Annotated in this window: 14 protein-coding genes; 9 read left to right on the plus strand and 5 right to left on the minus strand. The window is 41.8% G+C overall.

All coding sequences use genetic code 11. From position 1 onward, the window contains the following. Positions 1 to 114 precede the first annotated feature (114 nt). Complete coding sequence (locus tag R2Q66_RS15945; protein ID WP_316750752.1) at positions 115 to 1,542, minus strand: PLP-dependent aminotransferase family protein; 1,428 nt, start codon at positions 1,540 to 1,542, stop codon at positions 115 to 117. 182 nt (positions 1,543 to 1,724) lie between these two features. Beyond that, the gene (locus tag R2Q66_RS15950) at positions 1,725 to 3,305 is read right to left on the minus strand and encodes a M1 family metallopeptidase (RefSeq protein ID WP_316750754.1); all 1,581 of its coding nucleotides are present in this window, start codon (positions 3,303 to 3,305) and stop codon (positions 1,725 to 1,727) included. Between the two features lie 276 nt (positions 3,306 to 3,581). On the opposite strand from R2Q66_RS15950, the gene R2Q66_RS15955 reads away from it, so the two are divergent. Both R2Q66_RS15955 and R2Q66_RS15960 read left to right on the plus strand, forming a co-directional pair. Beyond that, positions 3,582 to 4,487: a class I SAM-dependent methyltransferase gene (locus R2Q66_RS15955; protein WP_316750756.1), complete on the plus strand. Its 906-nt coding sequence runs from the start codon at positions 3,582 to 3,584 to the stop codon at positions 4,485 to 4,487. Between the two features lie 83 nt (positions 4,488 to 4,570). Beyond that, a complete protein-coding gene (locus tag R2Q66_RS15960) occupies positions 4,571 to 5,053 on the plus strand; it encodes a GNAT family N-acetyltransferase (RefSeq protein ID WP_316750758.1) in 483 nt (160 codons plus the stop codon). A 66-nt stretch (positions 5,054 to 5,119) separates the two neighbouring features. Here the strand turns inward: R2Q66_RS15960 and obgE are convergent, their stop codons facing one another. From obgE to R2Q66_RS15975, 3 genes are all read right to left on the minus strand, one after another. Further along, positions 5,120 to 6,124 carry a GTPase ObgE gene (gene obgE, locus R2Q66_RS15965; protein ID WP_316750760.1) on the minus strand — a complete coding sequence of 335 codons (1,005 nt, stop codon included), beginning with the start codon at positions 6,122 to 6,124 and terminating at the stop codon, positions 5,120 to 5,122. A 116-nt stretch (positions 6,125 to 6,240) separates the two neighbouring features. Continuing rightward, on the minus strand, positions 6,241 to 6,810 hold the full coding sequence (locus tag R2Q66_RS15970; protein WP_316750762.1) for an adenylate kinase: 570 nt from the start codon (positions 6,808 to 6,810) through the stop codon (positions 6,241 to 6,243). Between the two features lie 438 nt (positions 6,811 to 7,248). Continuing rightward, entirely contained in the window at positions 7,249 to 8,451 is a 1,203-nt protein-coding gene (locus R2Q66_RS15975; protein WP_316750764.1) for an MFS transporter, read from the minus strand. An 88-nt stretch (positions 8,452 to 8,539) separates the two neighbouring features. Here R2Q66_RS15975 and R2Q66_RS15980 point away from each other — a divergent pair, with 88 nt between their 5' ends. The 7 genes from R2Q66_RS15980 (at position 8,540) to R2Q66_RS16010 (ending at position 19,981) form a co-directional block, all read left to right on the plus strand. Next, positions 8,540 to 9,397, plus strand: a complete 858-nt coding sequence (locus tag R2Q66_RS15980; RefSeq protein WP_316750766.1) for a helix-turn-helix domain-containing protein — start codon at positions 8,540 to 8,542, stop codon at positions 9,395 to 9,397. Between the two features lie 117 nt (positions 9,398 to 9,514). After that, positions 9,515 to 9,946: a DUF2147 domain-containing protein gene (locus tag R2Q66_RS15985; RefSeq protein ID WP_316750769.1), complete on the plus strand. Its 432-nt coding sequence runs from the start codon at positions 9,515 to 9,517 to the stop codon at positions 9,944 to 9,946. A gap of 135 nt (positions 9,947 to 10,081) precedes the next feature. Further along, positions 10,082 to 12,481, plus strand: coding sequence for a TonB-dependent receptor domain-containing protein (locus tag R2Q66_RS15990; RefSeq protein ID WP_316750771.1), 2,400 nt, complete (start codon positions 10,082 to 10,084; stop codon positions 12,479 to 12,481). 386 nt (positions 12,482 to 12,867) lie between these two features. Then, on the plus strand, positions 12,868 to 16,035 hold the full coding sequence (locus R2Q66_RS15995) for a TonB-dependent receptor (RefSeq protein WP_316750773.1): 3,168 nt from the start codon (positions 12,868 to 12,870) through the stop codon (positions 16,033 to 16,035). 146 nt (positions 16,036 to 16,181) lie between these two features. Continuing rightward, positions 16,182 to 18,041: a RagB/SusD family nutrient uptake outer membrane protein gene (locus tag R2Q66_RS16000; protein WP_316750775.1), complete on the plus strand. Its 1,860-nt coding sequence runs from the start codon at positions 16,182 to 16,184 to the stop codon at positions 18,039 to 18,041. Between the two features lie 23 nt (positions 18,042 to 18,064). Continuing rightward, a complete protein-coding gene (locus R2Q66_RS16005; RefSeq protein WP_316750777.1) occupies positions 18,065 to 19,264 on the plus strand; it encodes a DUF5000 domain-containing lipoprotein in 1,200 nt (399 codons plus the stop codon). Positions 19,265 to 19,285: 21 nt separating this feature from the next. Then, on the plus strand, positions 19,286 to 19,981 hold the full coding sequence (locus tag R2Q66_RS16010) for a DUF4998 domain-containing protein (protein WP_316750779.1): 696 nt from the start codon (positions 19,286 to 19,288) through the stop codon (positions 19,979 to 19,981). The last annotated feature ends 181 nt before the right edge of the window (positions 19,982 to 20,162 follow it).

Consider the following 20,162-nt stretch of genomic DNA (forward strand, 5'->3'; position numbering starts at 1 on the left):
CTCAGGGAATCAGCTCCTGATGAATCTATAATGGTGGCCAAATTAAACATTATAGCAGCACATCAGGGTGTCAGAATGTGAAAATCGAAGGGATACAGATGGGGATGAAAACCATTACTTCAGGTTACCTGCCAGCATGCCAGCCTGCTTCAAAACATCTACGCTCTGCTGGGTATATTTAACGGCAAAAACGATCCTGAAATACTGTTCAAAGGCATTGCTAAAAGAGAAAGTATAGCCTGGTGTAAAGCGGACGCCAATTTCCTGACAATGGTCATGAAACTTAGTCATATCGATACTCTTATCCATTTTCAGCCAGATGCTATATCCCCCTTTCGGAACGGAAATGAGTGTTTTTTCAGGAAAACTAGTCGAAATCAGTTCCATGGTCTGGTAGCATTGACTGGCCAGTTTCATGCGGAAATTACGAATATGACGCTCATAACTGGTTGTCGCTAAGATTTTCAGCATCGTTTCCTGATAGACCGGTGATACGCTACTGCCAAGGGAAAATTTGATCTGCTCAGCTTCTTTAAAAAATCTACCGGTAAACAGCCAGCCCAGACGAATCCCGGAAGCCAGTGTTTTAGAGTAAGAAGAGAAGGTCATGACTAATCCGCTGTCGTCCATGGAGCTGATATTTCCCGGTCGCTGATCATTAAAATTAAGGTCTCCGTACACATCATTTTCAATGATAGGAATATCTTTCGCCAGAGCGATTTGCAGTAATCTGAACTTATTTTCATCAGACATCAGGAAGCCAGTTGGATTATGAAAATTTGGCGTCAGGGCAATGGCTTTTATCGGGATGGTTTTCATGGTTTCCTCCAGAAAATCCAGGTCGAAACCTTCGGGATCTAAGACCGGAATCTCTACAATCCTGAGTTTCAAAGCTCTCAGCACCTGCAACATGGAAAACACACACGGACTTTCTATCGCCACCGCATCCCCTGGACTGGTAACCGAAACCAATGCAATATAAAAGGCCTGTAAAGCCCCATCGGTAATGATCAAACCATCTGCATCGAAATTCCCGTGGTTTAAGGCGGCACGTTTTGTAATGTGGTCTTTCAAGGGTTCGGAGCCATTTGGTGGATAATACCGGAGTATTTTGGTTCCCTTTTCCCGGATAACTTCCTGCATACTTCTCAGGATCATTCGCTGGGGAATGAAAGTATCGTCCGGAGTAGCCACATTAAATTCGCTGGTCCGGTGACGCTGAAAAGGGTCCAGACTGGTGGTAATGGCCTGCAAATTGTTCCTGAACAGTTCATCCCTTAAGCGAATCTGACTGGGGACAGAGATTTGCGAACCATTATGCCAGCCTTTGGCCAATGCTACATAATAACCGGATTTGGGAATACTTTCTACCAAACCCAATATAATTAAAAGCTCGTAAGCTTTCTGAATCGTACTTAATCCAGCTCTATACTGCTGTTTTAAGCTCCTAACCGAAGGCAATTTATGTCCTGGTTTTAACCTTCCCTCGGTAATGTTAAGTGCGATCTCCGCAGAGATCTCTTCATATCTATACTTGTTCATTGGAAAATTTAGGCATCGAATTTATATATTATTATCATTTTTTCAATAGCATTGGCTACAAAAATATTTCAGTTTTTTTTAACCAATCAGGATTGCTGTCTTTCCTTTAAATGTGAACAACCCTGTGGATAAAGGGTGGATAACAGGTGGAGAACTATGTGAACAACCTTGTGGATAAAACACTATTTAAAGCTCCCTTCTTTGTTAATCAGCTTAAAATAAGCATCCAGGTTAACACCTAAAGCTGTTTCAAAGGCCGCTTTCAAGTCTTCCGGTTGCGGGTGTTTATTCTTCCACTGACTAAAATAATATTGAAAGGCTTTGTCCATCTTTTCTCTTCCCACTTCATTTTCGAGGATAAACAACCATAAAGCGGGTTTCACATATGAAGCCATGCTGTATTCATCAGAACTGCTGAATTGATCTGAAGGGGTTTCGATAGCGGATTTCATCGGGATAGATCCCAAAGCGTTGTAGATGCTGATTAAAAACTCCTTTTCAGGCATTTTCTTTACGCTTTCAGGAATGGCATCACCAAAGAGACTATTGGAGCGGTATTTTTCTGCTTCATATCTGAATTGGAAATAACTGTTTAGTCCTTCATCCAGCCAGGCATGTTTACGCTCATTGCTACCCAACATGCTCATGAACCAGTTGTGGCCTACTTCATGGGTAATGACCCCATCTAAGGTTTCTTTTTTGGCATCCGGACTGGTGATTAAAGTGATGGTTGGATACTCCATTCCGCCACTGGAATTATTGACCGGTCCTTCTACCACCTGCACGACTGGATATTCATATTCGCCAATCCATTTGCTGTAATGTTTTACGGCATCTTTTGTATAATCTATACTATTCACCCAGAGTGTTTTCTTTTTATCATGGTAATAGGTAAAAGCATCGATTACCTTTCCTGAAGCCAGCTGTATGGTATCGTACTGGATCACAAAATTCTTTGCGGCAAACCAGGCGAAATCCGGCACATTGTCGATCTTATAAGTCAGGGTTTTGGTGGCTGCTTTAGCAATTGGTTTATAAAGTGCCGGTTTCCCTGTCCTGTTGGCCGTGTTTTGGGCACCTAGCTTTTTATAAAGCGCCAGTTCCTCCGCATTCTGCAGCGTTCCGCTGGCTCCTACTACGTAATCAGCAGGCAAGGTAATGTTCACCTTAAAAGAGGCGTAATCGCTGTAGAACTCTCCCATATCCAGATACGGGAACTCATGCCAGCCGTCTTTGTCGAATACTGCCGGTTTTGGATACCACTGGCAAATCATAAATTCTCCATCGGCAAAGCCTGATCTGGAGAAATAAGAAGGCAGTTTTACGTTAAAATCAGTACTGATATTGACAGAATCACCCGGTTTTAGCGGACTGGCCAGTTTAACCTTGATGATGTCTATGTATTGTGGATTTGGATGTGCTTCGGTAACCGCCGTTTTCCCATTCACCTTGAAATTTAATCCGTCGATACTCCCGAAGCTGTACTTTTCCATTTTCTTCATTCTGCTGGTATCACTTTTCAATTGCTGGAACAAAGCGGTGGATTCCTGCTTATAAGCATTTGGCCAGATGTGGAACCAGATAAAATCGAGGGTAGTTGGGGAGTTGTTCTTGTAAACGAGGTGTTCGGAGCCTTTCAGGGTTTTCGCCTGGTCATTTAAGGCGACATCGATTTTGTAACTTACGGCTTGCTGCCAATATTTATCCTGTGCAAAACCGATACTGCTAAAGCATACAAAGAGGATTATCAAGCATTTTTTCATTCTTTTAGGGTGTTTTTTTTTAAGGGTAATGGCGCTTATTGAGCAGCACCTTATTTTTTTTATCGTCTATCTTTTCCAAGGAATAGATTTACCGGTCTCCGACGCAAAGATCAAGCCTTTTCTCCCCTTATCCTGGTTCATCTAGACTGCTCTGCGGCAACTCAGACCCTAACCAGCTATTTATCAATCAAATATTAACACAATTTAACACTTAGGTTTAATTATTAAGCATAAAAAACAACTAGATTTAATCTAACCTAAACACTAACCAGTAAAATGTTTCACAAGGAAAGCTATGAACTTCATGAAAAGTGGTACAATGAGAAGTTTCCGACACCGGAAGCTAAATCAGCTTATTTTAAAAGAAGCCGGTATGAAGATACGACCAGCATAGGCTCATGGTTACAAAGTTTGTTTTTTGATTGCCTGAATCCGCTATTGCAAAATAAAGCACAAAAATGGCTGACTGTTGGTGATGCTTATGGTTTTGATGCCAGATACATCCTCCACAATGGCAATAAGGCTACGGCTACCGACCTGAACACCGATTTTCTGAGCATTGCCCAGCAGGAAGGGATTGTGGATGATTACCGGTCGGAAAATGCCGAAAAACTATCTTTTGAAGACAACAGTTATGATTTTGTACTTTGTAAGGAATCTTACCATCATTTTCCAAGGCCATATTCTGCTTTATATGAAATGATCCGGGTGTGTAAAAAGGGAATCGTGATCATTGAACCACAAGATCCGATTTCCAAAATGCCATTGTTGTTGTTTATGGTGAACACCCTAAATTCGATCAAGAGTAACCTGGGTTCTAAAGTTTGGAAAAACCGGTTTTCTTACGAGCCTGTAGGGAATTTTGTCTATAAGGTATCGGAACGGGAATTTGAGAAGTTTGCTGCCGGATTAAACCTGCCCTTGGTGGCTTTTAAGCGCATCAATCCGAACTTTTATTTCAGCGGTGCGGAAGGAATTACTGCGGATAAAAAGAGTAAAAAGTTCAGGTCTATTTACTTAAAAAAATCAATCCTTGACCTGCTACTGAAGTTAAAGATCATCCCCGGACAGGTGTTATCAGCCATTGTTTTCAAGGAAGTCCCTTCGGCAGCAGAAATACAACTACTTAAAAAAGAGGGTTATAAATTACAGAATATTCCGAAAAATCCATATCTTAATTAAGGTTTCGTCCTGGCGGATTAACCTGTTGCTAAAACACAGGTGTTTATGGCGAATACCACATTTATAGGGGGAAATGACAGGCCATGAATAGCACGGTACACTTGAGTAGAACAAATCCTGATCATTTAGATTTCAGGAAGCTGATTGCACTTTTAGATGAAAACCTGGAGGAAAACAACGGGGTTGAAGCGCAGGCGTTTTTCAGACAGTTTAATAAGACGGATGAGATCAAGCATGTCATCATTGCTTATATGGAGGGTGTTGCCATCGGTTGCGGCTCCATAAAGCAATACGATCCGGCTTCCATGGAGCTGAAACGCATGTTTGTACATCCCGAGTTTCGAAATACGGGTATCGCCTCACAAATCCTGGTTCATCTGGAACATTGGGCAAAAGACATGGGTTATGAAAGGTGTATACTGGAAACCAGCGACAAACAGAAAGAAGCCGTGATTTTGTACCAGAAAAGAGGTTATCACATCATCCCAAATTATGGTCAGTATAAAAATGTGGCCGGGAGTATTTGTATGGAGAAGAAACTAAAAAACCTTTCTTCTGCTGTTTAGGCACAGGAAAGGTCTTTTCTATATTCGATGTTGTGGATCGTTATTTATCCACCTGCATTCGTTTACTTATGCTTCTTCATTAATTGATTCCCATAACATATCTTTCAATTCTGTTAAGCCTTTTTGAGCTACAGAAGAGATGAATATCGATGGAACGTGTGCAGGAATATCCTTTTTCATTTCTGCCATCAGCTCTTCATCCAACATATCAGATTTAGTGATTGCCAATAAATGAGGTTTCTGCATCAATTCAGGATTGTAATCTCTCAATTCCGTTTTAAGAATCTCATATTCTTCCGCAATGGTACGGTGCGTATCCGCAGGAACCATGAATAACAATACCGAGTTTCTTTCGATATGGCGAAGGAAACGGAAACCTAATCCTTTACCTTTTGAGGCACCTTCGATAATTCCTGGGATATCTGCCATCACGAATGACTTGCCACCACGGTAAGCTACGATACCCAGATTTGGAACTAAAGTAGTAAATGGATAATCTGCGATTTCTGGTTTCGCTGCTGACAATACCGACAACAATGTTGATTTTCCTGCATTAGGGAAACCTACTAAACCTACATCAGCAAGAACTTTTAATTCCAATACCATCCATTGCTCTTTACCAGCTTCACCTGGTTGTGCGAAACGTGGAGTTTGCAGGGTTGGCGTTTTAAAGTGCCAGTTACCTAATCCACCACGACCACCTGAAGTAAGAATTTTTGTTTCTCCTTCTTTTGTGACTTCGAAAAGTACTTCACCTGTTTCTGCATCTTTAGCGATGGTTCCCAGGGGTACATCCAGAATTTCATCCTTACCGAATTTACCGGAAGAAGTACCACTTGATCCTGGCTCACCATCCTTAGCGATGATGTGTTTACGATATTTTAAGTGGAGTAAAGTCCAGAATTGTGAGTTTCCTCTTAGTATGATGTGTCCACCGCGTCCACCGTCACCACCATCAGGACCACCCGTAGAAGTGCGTATATCACGGTGCAAGTGTGAAGACCCTGCTCCGCCCTTACCTGAGCGACAGCATATTTTAACATAATCTACAAAATTAGAACCTTGCGACATAACCTTCTTGTTTTAAAATAAAAAAGCCGACTTATAAAGTCGGGCTTTTGCGATACTGATTTAATTCAGCACCAAATTTATGATAAATATGCCGGTTTTCCGGCACATCTTTTTTACTAATACTGATCAACAACCGCACGTAACTCGGTAAAGATCGAATCGATATTACCGATTCCGTTTACTTTACTTAGTTTACCTTGTGCTTCGTAGTACGGCAAAACATGGATAGTTTTGCTGAAATACTCGTCGATTCTTTTTTGCAGTTTATCTGCCTGATCATCCGCACGCCCGCTTTCCAACTGACGTTGCGCGATACGTTTGGTTAATTCTTCCTGATCAACATCTAAAGCGATTACACCTGCAATACTACTGCCTTTGCTCTCTAAGAATTCGTCCAGTGCAATTGCCTGAGGAACAGTACGTGGAAACCCGTCAAAAATAAAGCCTTTGGCTCCAGGGTTTTTATCCACTTCTTCTTCCAGCATAGCGATGGTAATCTCATCAGGAACCAATTGTCCGTCTGCGATCAACTCACTTACTTTCTGCCCTAATGGTGATTGATTTTTAATGTGAGCCCTAAAAAGGTCACCTGTTGAAATGTGAATCAATTGATACTGGTCGATCAATTTCTGAGATTGAGTGCCTTTGCCTGCACCCGGTGGGCCAAAGAGAACAAAATTAAGCATTTGGTTTGTCTTTAAATTTAGAAAGTCTGCTGCTTTCGCTTTGGACTTTAGTTTCCTATTTAGTGTAATTATTCCTATGATCCCAGCCTTAAATTCTTACCCGGTAAATCCACCCGGCAAACAAAAAGATTCCTAATCATCTGATACTTTCAGTCTTCAAAACCAGCCTATCATCTTGGAGACCATTTCTCGAGGATTCGAGGGTAAAATTGCAGCTTTCCTAAAGAAAGACGGTAATTTTAGCTCGAATTACCTGTTTTAGCGTTCAAAACAAGTAAAGTCCTTTTGAGGTTGCAAATATATAATTATTAATTTAGTATAGTCAATTTTTGACAAATTCTTAGCCATGAATTTCCTATTTATGTTAATAATAGCTGTAAACATCGTGTAAATATAACACTATGGTGTTCAGGGCTTAAAAAACAGTTTACAAAATCCTTAAATTGGGGCTGATTTTGCAGGTATTAACACCTTTACTTTTGCCGACAGGAGGACAATAATCAGGGCCATACTACTCCAGGCTAGCATCTGCCAGGTGGCTCCCTCCCATCCCCCAAATTTCCAGGCCAGTAAACCGGCATAAGTGCCTACCGCAGCACCGATAAAATAGGTGGTCATATAGATGGTGTTCAGTCGGCTGTGCGCTTGTTCATCCAGACTGTAAATCCTGGTGAAGTTGGTAATTTGTGTGGCTTGTACGCCGATGTCCAGAAAAAATACGCTGATGACCAGGACGGCTATAGAAAAAGGGAACAATTTGATCAGAATGATGCTACCAATAATCATAGAAACGGTGATCAATAAAGATTTATAAACGCTTCCTTTATCTGCCAGTTTCCCAAAATACGGGGCCACTAAAGCACCCCCAATGGCAATTAAGCCAAATAACCCGATGGTTCCGGCATGAAAATTTAAGGGTGGCGAACTCAAATGAAAAGTCAGCGTAGTCCAGAAGGAACAGAACACCCCAAAGGTGAAGGCACCAAGGATGGCCGCTTGTCGGAGGACGCGGTATTCTTTGATTAAGGACAAGGTGGATTTGAGCAGGCTGCCATAATTCCCCTTGAATTTAGCGGGTGCTTCGGGCAGGTATATTTTTAGTAGCACAGTCATAGTCAGCACCATCACCGCGGAAAGACCGAATACAGAACGCCAGCCCAACCATTCGGTCAGTAGGCCGGCAATTACCCTTGCCCCTAATATCCCGACGAGGATTCCGCTAAACACCTTCCCTACTGTTGCCCCACGGTTTTCTTTCCCTAAAGTGGCGGCCATTGGCAGTATAATCTGCGCCGGGGTAGAAAATAATCCGACAAAGAAACTGAGTACGGAAATTTGTATGAGGGTATTTGAAAAGCTCACTAATATCAGCGTTAAGCACAATAAGGAGGCGAGTAGAATGATGAGGTTTTTCCGGTTTACTTTATCGCCAAGTGGCAGCAGAAAAAACATGCCCAGGCCGTACCCCAGCTGTGAAATCATGGATATTTTGCCGATTTCGCTTTCCGAAGCGTTCATGGTGATCGCAATTTCTTTAAGAATTGGTTGGTTATAATACACGTTTGCTACTATAATACCTGCGGAAACTGCCATTAAAGGAATCACTCCTACGCGTATCTTTGTACTTTGATTGGCTAACATAATTGATCATTTAATGAATGCTGCAAAGCTATTACCCGGTCAATTCTATAAATGGTAGATATTCATCCTATACTTGTAAAAAGCAACTGTGAAAAGATTTATTCAGCATGAAGCCTTGTTTGTAAGGCATTTTGAAACGGAAAAATGGCCTTTTCCTTTGCACAATCATGACCATTATGAATTGGTGTTTATTCATTCCGGAAAAGGAGTGCATTCGCATAATCAGGTGGATCAGGCGTATTCGGGAAGAAGTTTATTTCTGCTGGCCCCACAGGATGCTCATATTTTCGAGATTACGGAGCGCACAGAATTCAGTGTATTGAAATTTAACAACCTGTATCTGGAAGGAGTGTCAAATGAAAAGGCTCCGGCAAGCTGGAGAAAACTGGTCGATCATTTACTGGCTATTGCGGCCACTTATGATACCTGTCTGCTAAAATCTGAGACGGATATCGATCAGGTTGAGCAGTTGATGCGATTGATTGTTCAGGAATGGGAGGCGAACTCCGCAGCAGGTAATGAGGTTATGTTTCATTTGATCCGGGCGGTGTTCAGTATTCTCAAAAGAAATGCGATTGGAAATATCATGACAATTCCTTCTTCCAATGGCGATCTGGTCATTTCTATTATTGAATTTATCCATGCACATATTCATCAGCCGGAGGCTTTAAAGCTGAATGTGCTGGCGCTACATTTCAACTTCTCGCCGAATTACCTGAGCAGCTTATTTAAGCGACAGGTAAAGGTTTCGATTAAGCAATATATTGACGATTATAAATACAAACTGATTGAGACGCAGTTAAATTCTGGTGGAAAGATAAAAAAAGAGATCAGTAATGATTTTGGCTTTAACGACCTGAGTCATTTCCTGAAGTTTTTGAAAAAGTATGCGAATGGCGGGGAGGCTGTCCTCCGCAGAAATGACAATGGGGCTATGAACCTATAACTCCGAAAGCTGGACTAAAAATTGCTACCCTTAGATTAACTGGTGGCCATTTCCTTTTTCATTGTCCTTCTTATTAATCCATGTATGCGCAGAATTCTTTTTTTAACGGCCTTTGTTATGGTTATTTTTTCGGGATCAGCTGCTTTTTCACAGGAAAACCAGCATGATGCGGACCGGATCGTGGGTAAATGGATGACGGAAAAAAAGAATCTTATTGTGGAGGTTTACCGACATGACCATAAGTATAAGGCAAGAATTGTCTGGTTTGATGATACCGATGATTTAAGCAGGCCGGCAGAAATGAGAAGGGATGATCAAAACCCTGATCCTTCTTTGAGAAAAAGAAAGATACTTGGTCTGGAAATCCTCAAACTCCTGGAATTTAACAAGAAAACCAATAGCTGGGAAGATGGGGTTATTTATGATGCACTTACCGGGAAAGAATGGAGTTCCTATGCTTTTATCACCAATAAAGGCTTGTTAAGGGTAAAAGGCTACTGGCATTTCAAGATATTTTCGAAAAGTGTAGATTTTATACCGGTTAAATAATGGCTGGTATTAGAAAAACAGCCTCCTTCTTATGACCAGTAAATCATAAATATTCAATCGAATATCAAATGAATACTTCAACTCCAGAAAGAACACAGAATTGATTGGTAATTATGTAGAAACCGAATCAATTACATGTCGAAACCGACTTATTACCTCAGCTTATTGTTACTGTTTCTTTGCGGAAGTATCAGCACCTACGGGCAATCTAAAGGCACTGTATCCGGAAAAGTATCTGCACTATCTTCAAAGTTACCTATGGAATTTGTGAACATTGTGCTTAAATCTGCAAAAGACAGTGTGGTAGTTATTCATGAGGTTACGGACGGAAAAGGAAGTTTTAACCTAAAAAATATTCCGGTAGGTAAATATTTCTTACAAGCAAGTTTTATAGGTTTTGATGACGTAAAAACGTCGGTTTTCAATCTGGAAGGGACTAAAGTTTTCCCTTTATTCCTGGACGATACGAAGCAGACTTTAAATGAGGTACAGGTGACTGCGAAAAAAGCAATTTTCAGCAATGCCATTGACCGCAAAGTGTACCAGGTGGATATGGATCTGATGGCGAAATCAGGCTCGGCCTCAGAAGTGCTTCAAAATGTACCATTGGTACAAGTGGATCTGGATGGGAATGTGAGTCTGCGGAATTCTACGGCCACGATACTAATCAATGGAAAAGTTTCGCCTTTAATGGGAAAGAATGCAGCGACAGTGTTACAGCAACTTCCGGCAAACAGTATTGAGCGGATCGAAGTGATCACCAATCCTTCTGCAAAATATAAGCCAGACGGTACAGGGGGAATCATCAACATCGTCTTAAAAAAGACGGCAAAAAGAGGCTGGAATGGCAATTTAACAGCAAATGCAGGCAATAATGAGCGTTACAATGCCAGCAGTACTTTCAATTATAATCCAGGCCGGCTAAATCTTTTTGGAAGTTACAGTGTTCGTCAGGACGACCGGGTCAGGAGAACGACCAATAACCGGACGCAAAGAGATCCGGTTAGCGATGCGGTAAATTACTACCAGGATCAGCTGGAATCTAAAACACGTCCTTTCTCTAATATTGCGACCCTGGGATTCGATTATACCCTAAATGATAAAAACAGTTTCGGCCTTTCGGGCAATTATTATGGGAGAACCCAGAATAAAAATGACCTGACCATTAAAAAGATGAGTAATGCAACTGGTTTGCTCCAGGATTACGACCGCAAAAGGGCGAATTCAGAAAAGGAAAGTAATACCGGCGCGCTGCTTTATTTTGAGCATAATTTCGCGAAAGAGAATCATAAGCTGAGGATGGAATTTAATATCGCACATGCTCCGGAGACAGAAAACAACCATTTTACCAATACTTTCCGTTATCCTGATCAGGCCGACCAACGGGATTACACGGTGATTAAACAGACTTCTGATAAGAAAAACCTGACCTTAAATTATGAAAACCCAGTTTCTGAACACAGCAAACTGGAAGCTGGTTATGATGGTCAGTTTAACAAGGACGACCTGGATTTCTATGGGGCCGTTTTTGAACCGGAACAAGGAGAATTTATAACGGATGCGCAAAAAACGAATCGTTTCATCTACCGGGAGCGCATTCATGCTTTATACAGTACATTTTCTCATGAGCAAGACAAAATTTCGGTAATGGTTGGACTAAGGGCTGAATACACCGACCTTAAATCCGCGCTGGTAAGCGCTGGGACCTCCATCCCAAACCATTATTTTAAGGTTTACCCTACCCTACATTTTAGCTATAAGCTGAATGACCATCAAGAGTTGCAATTGAATTACAGCAGAAGGGTGAGAAGGCCGGAAGGCGATGATTTAAACCCATTTGCTGAGTATGCAGACCCAACAAATATTAGGGTCGGCAATCCTTATCTATTGCCGGAAATCATCCATTCCATTGAAGCAGGGTACTTATGGCGAAAAAACGGTCTGAGCATTTTACCTGGTATTTATTACAGGTACACTTACAACCGTTTTACAGCGATCACCAGCCCTTTGAACGATTCTGTGTTGGTGACTAAACAAGAGAACCTGGCCAACGACAAGGCCATGGGTGCAGATGTTGTTTTCTCTGGAAATATTAACAGCAAGCTGAACTTAAGTCTGAGCCCTAACATTTTCTATAATCAGATTGATGCAGCAAATCTGGGTTACAGCACTAAGAAATCGACCATCACCTGGTCTGCAAATTTCAATGCGGGTTATCTGATTTCCAATACACTGAGTTTCCAGCTGAATTCTATTTATAAATCCTCCAGATTGACGCCACAAGGAAAATTCTTACCCAGTTTTGTGATGAATGCCGCGTTGAGAAAAGATATTTTTGCGAAGAAAGGATCTGTTTATCTGGCCGGTTCTGATATTCTTAAAACGCAAAGGCAGGAAGTTGATCTGCAAGGGCCATACCTGAATCAGCATGTTAAAACCAGCAGCAATTCCAGCATGGTTTTTCTTGGATTGAGCTATAATTTCGGCAGTGTGCCGAAGAAAAAGAAAGAGGTACAGTTCGACAATAGTTTATAAAGCCCCTCCTTCCTATTCATTTTCCCTGAAATATCCTGTTACCTCCTCAATTTAGACCAGGCAGTTTTAAACTTTAGGAGCCATGTGCTCCTATGGACAGACGTTATGGCTCTAAACAAACCTAACCTGGTAAAATACTTTAAGTATTAGCCATCTTACTTTTAGAAAACAAGAGCAGCTCCCCGCTATCTTCAAAAAAGGAAAACCTGTAAAAGACTGAAAGTCTTTAAGTTCCAACTAACGCTCGATACCCACCATTTAAAACATGAAACATCTGCCTGATCAACAGATTCGATTGGATTAAAGTACCGTTCGGTTATAAAACCTAAGAAATTCCGGTAAAAACTCACAGGAAAACCCTATTTCATTAAACCAAACCAAACCGCATGAAGAAAACAGTACTATTATTCGTTCTTTCTTTTTTTTCGTTGCTGGCTAGCTCCCAGACGAAAAAAATCATCACAGGAACGGTTAGCAACAATGATCAGGAAAAATTAGCTGGCGTCAGCATTGGGGTTGTCGGACAAAGCAGGTCCGGCACTACCGATGAGCGTGGTCGTTTTTCTATTGAAGTCAACAATCCTTCCAACGCTAAACTGCGATTTAGCTTTGTGGGCTATAAAACACAGGAAGTAGCCCTCAAAGATTCCCTGGTTTTGAACATTCATTTACAACCGGACGACAATACCATGGATGAATTGGTGGTGGTTGCCTTTGGAAGTCAGAAGAAAGCGACCATGGTTGGCTCAGTTACATCCATTAGCGCCAAAGAACTTAAAGGGCCAACGAGCAACCTGACCACTACACTTGCCGGCCGGATGCCCGGAATTATTGCTTATCAACGGAGTGGAGAACCGGGGCAGGACAATGCGAACTTCTTTATCCGTGGTGTAGGCACATTTGGAGCGGGGAAGCAAGACCCCCTCATTTACATTGACGGTATTGAGAGTACCCCTACCGATCTTGCCAGACTTCAGCCGGACAATATCGAAAGTTTTTCACTCCTGAAAGATGCCTCCGCAGCGGCGCTATATGGTGCCAGAGGAGCAAACGGAGTGATTTTAGTGAAAACAAAAATAGGTGTAAGCGGTGAAACCAGGCTCAATGTGCGGGTAGAAAACCGATTATCAACCAATACTAAAAACTATAAGCTTGCCGATAACATCACGTATATGAGGTTGGCAAACGAAGCAGTAACGACCCGTGATCCTTTAGGTGTAGCTCCTTATAGTCCCAATAAAATCGACAATACGCTGGCAGGTATGGATCCGATCCTCTATCCCAATAACGATTGGATGAAGCTCTTAATTAAGAATTACACTAATAATATTTCGACGAATTTAGATTTAAGCGGGGGTAACGAGAAAGCAAAATTTTATGTTGGATTAACCTATGATGAGAATAATGGTCTGCTTAATGTGGCTAAGATGAACAACTTTAACAGTAATGTTAAGTTAAGAACCTATTCCATTTTATCTAATATCAGCATAAAATTAACGAAGTCTACCGATGCGTTGATTAGTGTACGCGGTTTATTTGACGGGAATAACACCCCTGTTGGTGGTGGTGCCAGCATTTTCACTGCGGTATCGACCAGTAACCCGGTTGCATTTCCTGCGCTTTACCCGCAAAGTTATCTTCCTCATGCCAAACACCCCTTATTTGGTAGTGCATTTGTGAGTAATGCCGGACGTACGCTTTACACCAACCCATTTGCACAGTCTGTTTCCGGATATCAGGAAAGTGACAGATCTGTACTCACGCCTCAAATCACCATTAACCAGGATCTGAATGGCTTAACAAAAGGTCTTACCGCGAGGGTGATGGGTTATACCACCAGAGATGCCAGTTTTGATGTGACGCGTAGGTACAGTCCTTTCTATTACACCAGTTTTACCCGTGATGGAGTAACAGACCTGGTTTTGTTAAACACCAATATCCCCGGGATTGGTCAGATTGGTGATCCCCCAACCGAATACCTGACTTATGAACGTGGCGAGAACAAGGTCAGTACCGTTATTTTCGGAGAAGCGATCGTAAATTATTTACGCCTGTTTAATGATAAACATTCTGTAGGCGGGCAATTGATCAGCACCATCAGGTCTCAGTTATCAGGCAATGCCAATACCTTACAACTTTCCTTACCTAAGCGGAATATCAGTTTGAGTGGTCGTGCTACTTATGGCTATGACAACAGGTATTTAATGGAATTCAACTTTGGTTACAATGGATCAGAGCGTTTTTCTGCTGGAAAAAGGTATGGTTTCTTCCCCTCTCTCGGCGCAGGCTGGGTAGTCTCTAATGAAAAGTTTTTTGAACCATTAACCAAGGTGATCAGTAGTTTAAAGTTACGCGCAACCTTCGGTATGGTAGGTAATGATGCCATTGGAAAAGATGAGGATCGTTTCTTCTATTTATCAGAAGTGAATCTCAACAATAATGAAAATGGTTATGTCTTTGGAGAGAATTACGGATACAGCAGACCCGGTGTTTCTACTTCCCGTTATGGCAATAGCGAGATTTCCTGGGAAAAGTCTAAACAAACCAATTTAGGACTGGATCTGACTTTACTGAAAGACATCAATATTACGGTTGATGCTTACCGCCAGATCAGGAGCAGTATTTTACTGATCAGAAGTAATATTCCAAATACTTTTGGCTTGCAGGCAGCTGCACAGGCTAATATTGGAAAAGCTCAGAGTCAGGGAGTAGACTTTGCCTTAAACTACAACAAGACCTTTAACAAGGACTTTTGGATACAGGCCCGTTCTACAATGACTTATGCCACCAACAAAGTACTATTTAATGAGGAACCTAATTATGCTCCGGGTTTAAGTTACCTGTCTAAAGTAGGGAACCCTACCGGGCAGTTATATGGGCTGATCGCAGAACGATTGTTTACGGATGATACAGAGGTGAGAAACTCCCCTGTTCAGAGTTTTGGGGAGTACCGGGGTGGAGATATTAAATACAGGGACATCAATGGGGATGGTATCATCAGTAATCTGGATGTTGTTCCTATTGGCTTACCGAGTAATCCGGAAATCATTTATGGCTTTGGTGGATCATTTGGTATAAAGCAATTTGATTTCAGTTTCTTCTTCCAGGGTTCTGCCAGGTCGTCATTCTTAATTAATCCGGGTTCCGGGCGCGACAATGGTAACGTCCAGGGGATTGCTCCTTTTGTAACCAATGGTGGCAGCCAGTCCGGGTTATTGGATGTGATTGCGAAAGACCACTGGTCTGAGGACAATAGAAATAGTTATGCTTTCTGGCCAAGACTGAGCAGTAACGTTTTGAACAATAACGTTCAACCTTCCACCTGGTGGCTAAGAAGCGGCGATTTTCTCCGTCTTAAACAGATAGACATCGGCTACAATTTCAGCGATAAACTGGCTAAAAAACTCCAGCTTTCCAATGTAAGAATCTACGTCAGTGCGCTGAACATTTTCACTCTTAGTGATTTCAAACTTTGGGATGTGGAGATGGCTGGCAATGGTTTAGGCTATCCGATACAAAAAGTATATAACATCGGGTTAAGAGTGAGCTTGTAGCACTTCATTGGCATTAATTATCTCAACAGAACAGTTTTAAAACTAATTATATTTAAATGGATCGTTATTTCAATTTAAAAAGCAATTCCGTTAAACCTCATTTTCAAGGAAAAATAATTCAGATCCTTGCACTGACTGTGCTCCTTATGGTATCCTGTAAAAGGGATTTTCTGGATGTGATTCCAGACAATATCCCTACCGTGGATAATGCGTTCAATTTACGTAATGAGGCAGAAAAATACTTATTTACTTGTTATTCCTATATTCCAGATGATGGGAATACGCTAAATAATCCAGCATTTTTGGGTGGCGACGAGCTGGCTACCCCACTGGTTAGCCGCTCTAATAGCACTGCGGCAAATTTACCTCGCGGGAATCAAAACATTGTTAAGCCTTACTACAACTATTGGGACGGCAACGACGAAAGCCCTGCGATGTTTAAAGGAATCAGAGACTGTAATGTTTTTATAGAGAACATGAGTAACCTTTCTAAAGTTCCTGACATTTCAGCTGACGAAAGAAATAAATGGATTGCCGAGGCAGAATTTTTAAAGGCCTATTATCATTTCATCTTACTAAGAGCTTATGGGCCAATTCCAATTATAGACAAGAGTCAGAATATTGATGTGCCGATATCGGAGCTCAAAGTGCGCAGAAAACCGGTAGATAGTGTGGTCAATTACGTGGTTGCCTTATTAGATAAAGCGAGTTTAAATTTACCGGCTACTATACAGAATACGGTCAACGAATTGGGAAGAATTACCAGGCCAATTGCCCTGAGTATGAAGGCCCGTGTTTTGGTGCTTTCGGCAAGTCCTTTATTCAATGGAAATTCGGATTATGCTTCCTTTAAGGACAAAAGCGGGGTACAACTGATCAGTACCACTGTAGATCCCGATAAATGGAAACGCGCGGCAGATGCCTGTAAAGAAGCGATTACCGCTTGTGAAGCGGCAGGAATCCGGCTATACGTTTTCCCTGGAACTACCTTTCAATTAAGTGATACTACAAAAATACAGATGAGTATCCGCAATGCGGTGACGGACAAATGGAATTCTGAATTAATCTGGGGACTGTCCAATTCCAGTACAAATAGCCTGCAATCGGTGACGGTAGGACATTTTGATGGCCGTTATGGTGGTAGTAATGGTGCAATTGCAGATGTTGGCCCTACGATGAAACTGGTAGATATGTTTTATACTTCCAACGGGGTACCGACGAATGAAGATAAGATTTTCAATTTTTCTAACCGGACAGAAAGAAGAACTGGTGTTTATGAGGAGCGTTTTAATAACCTGGAAGGTTATATCAGCTCGAGATTAAATTTCGACAGAGAGAATCGATTCTATGCTTCATTATCATTTGATGGCGGGATATGGTATCAACAGAGCAGTCCGTCTACAACAGATGAGGACACCTACAATATCCAGTCGAGACAAGGCGGATTGAGTACCGGAACACCTTTACCGGTGACGGGATATTTTGCGAAAAAGCTGATCAACTGGAAATACACCTGGTCGGAAAACAATGTCGTGACTACGGAACGGTATCCCTGGCCAAATTTCCGTCTGTCGGATCTTTACTTGCTGTATGCGGAGTCTTTAAACGAGTTTTCGGGTCCTGGAAATGACGTTTATGAATACCTCAACCGCATCAGAAAGCGCGCCGGATTGAAAACGATTGAAGAATCCTGGACAAACTTTTCGAACAACCCCGGGAAGTACAGATCAAAAGAAGGTTTAAGAGCGATTATCCGTCAGGAAAGAGCGATTGAACTGAGTATGGAAGGCAGTAGGTTTTGGGATTTACGGAGGTGGAAAACAGCCGGTCTGGAATTGAATGGGAATGTACAGGGCTGGGATATCAACCAGGCCACTTCGGCATTGTATTACAGGCAGCTGACGTTTTTTAGTCAACGATTTGTAGCCCCAAGAGATTACCTATGGCCGATTACGGAAAACAACCTTTTAGTGAATGAGCATCTGGTACAAAATCCAGGTTGGTAGACACCTTCTTAAATTATATTCAAATGAAAAATCTGTATAATACTATAAAAACTGCCGGATTAATCGCCTTCCTGCTCCTGATGATTTCCGGATGTAAGCAAGACGTAATCAATGCACCCATTGAAAAAAACACCGGAAAGCCTGGTGTACTTTCTAAGGTCAGTGTTAAAAACGAAAGCGGCCAGGTGGTCTTAACGTATGCCTTACCCAATGATGAAGATTTGTTGTATGTAAAGGCTGTTTATGAGATCAGACCGGGGGTAAAACGTGAAGTGGTCTCTTCTTATTACAATAATAAGCTCACGGCAGATGGCTTTGGCTTTGCAGGAGAAACCGAGGTAAAATTATATTGTGTTAACCGCAGTGAAGTGGCCTCTGAACCGCTGATTGTAAAAGTAAACCCTACAAAACCACCGGTTGAATTGGTTTATGAAAGTTTAAAGATTATTCCTGGCTTCGGTGGTCCGAATATTAAGTTTGTGAATGATCCAAAGGCCGCCGTGATCATTGTTCCCCTGATGGACACTTTAAATAATGGAAACTGGGTAAGTCTGGACAAAATATACACGCAAAGTCCGGCTGGTAATTTAACCCTAAGAGGGCTTAAATCTAAAGCAACGAAATTCGGTTTTATGGTGATGGATCGCTTCCAAAACGTTACTGACACCCTGATTAAGGAGATTACGCCCTATAGTGAAGTGAGGTTAGACCGCAGCAAATTCAGTCATTTGCCCTTACCGGGAGATGTCCCTTTAGCCTATGGAACCTTAGTATCACAGCTATGGGATGGAAATTATGACCAGGCCAGGTGGCCTTGTACCTATACCTCGGAAAGTGTGGCTGAACCCCAAACGATTACGGTTGATCTAGGCACAACCAAAGCATTGAGCAGGTTTATCATTATTCCAAGAACGGAAGATGGAACCCGGTTTTATGTTAGAGGTAATGTTAAAGATTATGAAGTCTGGGGAACAAATAATCCAACCGCTAATGGAAGTTACGACAGCTGGACGCTTCTGGGCACAAAATCAATCGTTAAGCCTTCCGGACTTCCTTCTGGAACGGAGACCGGAGAAGATGCCGCTTATGCAAAAAAAGGCTGGGAAATGGAATTCGAGCCCGGACAACCACCCTATCGGTATATCCGTTTGAAGTGTTTGAAAAACTGGCAAAATGCCAATTTCATGATGATCACCCAGATCGAGGTTTATGGAAGCAATTAAGTACTTAATTTAAGAAAAGACATGAAAAACAGTCATATTTTATATGGAGGGGCGCTGCTGCTCCTCCTCATAATGATCAGCTCCTGCGCAAAAATGGATGATTATAAGAGCCGGTTCCAGGGTGATAAGGAAATCTCCTACCCGGGGATTTTAGATTCAGTAAAGGTACTACCGGGAGACAAACGAGTGATGTTGACCGGCCTGTTCACCTCTGATCCCAAGATTGTGAAGTACCAGATCTTTTGGAATGGCAGGAATGATTCTTTGGAAAGAGCCATTACAAGAACGCAGGGAATAGATACGGTAAAAGAGATGATCAACGGTTTACCTGAAGGCGGGATGAATTTTGAAATCAGAACTTTTGATAAAAACGGAAACAGGTCTGTTCCGGTTTACGCGAATGGAAATGTGTACGGCACAAATTATACTTCCGGCATCATCAACAGAGGGCTCGTTTCCAGTGTTTTCGATGCGGCAACAGGTGTGCTGACCATGAATTGGCTGGAAGCAGATCCGACGATGTTGTTCACCGAAATCAGCTATACTTCTACTTCCAATGAAAGTAAAAAGACTAAATTTTCTGACCATGAAGCTGCTGCATCGATGATTTCCGACTATAAACCTGGTACGGAAGTAAAGTATCGCTCTGCATTTCTCCCCCAAAAGAATTGCATTGACACTTTTTATGTAGCGAAATTTGATCAGTTTGTTAAATAAAACAGGTTTTAGGTAGTTGATAAAAGCCCCTTTTCTTAGGATAAGGGGCTTTTATTTTGGCTTTAAATTTCGTTCAGGTGCTAAGATTTGGGACCAAAAATAGAGATAACCAAATAATAATCATACATTTGCAGCATTCAATAGAAAAAGTCCGACAACGTTCAATAGAAAAAGTCCGACT

It is taken from the genome of Pedobacter gandavensis, from assembly GCF_032677645.1.
In the GTDB taxonomy this organism is placed as follows: Bacteria; Bacteroidota; Bacteroidia; order Sphingobacteriales; family Sphingobacteriaceae; genus Pedobacter; species Pedobacter gandavensis_A.

Coding starts and splice junctions, on each gene's coding strand:
- R2Q66_RS16005 (WP_316750777.1), top strand. CDS start 18,065: ATGAAAAATCTGTATAATACTATAAAAACTGCCGGATTAATCGCCTTC.
- R2Q66_RS16010 (WP_316750779.1), top strand. CDS start 19,286: ATGAAAAACAGTCATATTTTATATGGAGGGGCGCTGCTGCTCCTCCTC.
- R2Q66_RS15975 (WP_316750764.1), bottom strand. CDS start 8,451: ATGTTAGCCAATCAAAGTACAAAGATACGCGTAGGAGTGATTCCTTTA.
- R2Q66_RS15960 (WP_316750758.1), top strand. CDS start 4,571: ATGAATAGCACGGTACACTTGAGTAGAACAAATCCTGATCATTTAGAT.
- R2Q66_RS16000 (WP_316750775.1), top strand. CDS start 16,182: ATGGTATCCTGTAAAAGGGATTTTCTGGATGTGATTCCAGACAATATC.
- R2Q66_RS15945 (WP_316750752.1), bottom strand. CDS start 1,542: ATGAACAAGTATAGATATGAAGAGATCTCTGCGGAGATCGCACTTAAC.
- R2Q66_RS15995 (WP_316750773.1), top strand. CDS start 12,868: ATGAAGAAAACAGTACTATTATTCGTTCTTTCTTTTTTTTCGTTGCTG.
- R2Q66_RS15970 (WP_316750762.1), bottom strand. CDS start 6,810: ATGCTTAATTTTGTTCTCTTTGGCCCACCGGGTGCAGGCAAAGGCACT.
- R2Q66_RS15955 (WP_316750756.1), top strand. CDS start 3,582: ATGTTTCACAAGGAAAGCTATGAACTTCATGAAAAGTGGTACAATGAG.
- R2Q66_RS15950 (WP_316750754.1), bottom strand. CDS start 3,305: ATGAAAAAATGCTTGATAATCCTCTTTGTATGCTTTAGCAGTATCGGT.
- R2Q66_RS15990 (WP_316750771.1), top strand. CDS start 10,082: ATGTCGAAACCGACTTATTACCTCAGCTTATTGTTACTGTTTCTTTGC.
- R2Q66_RS15985 (WP_316750769.1), top strand. CDS start 9,515: ATGGTTATTTTTTCGGGATCAGCTGCTTTTTCACAGGAAAACCAGCAT.
- obgE (WP_316750760.1), bottom strand. CDS start 6,124: ATGTCGCAAGGTTCTAATTTTGTAGATTATGTTAAAATATGCTGTCGC.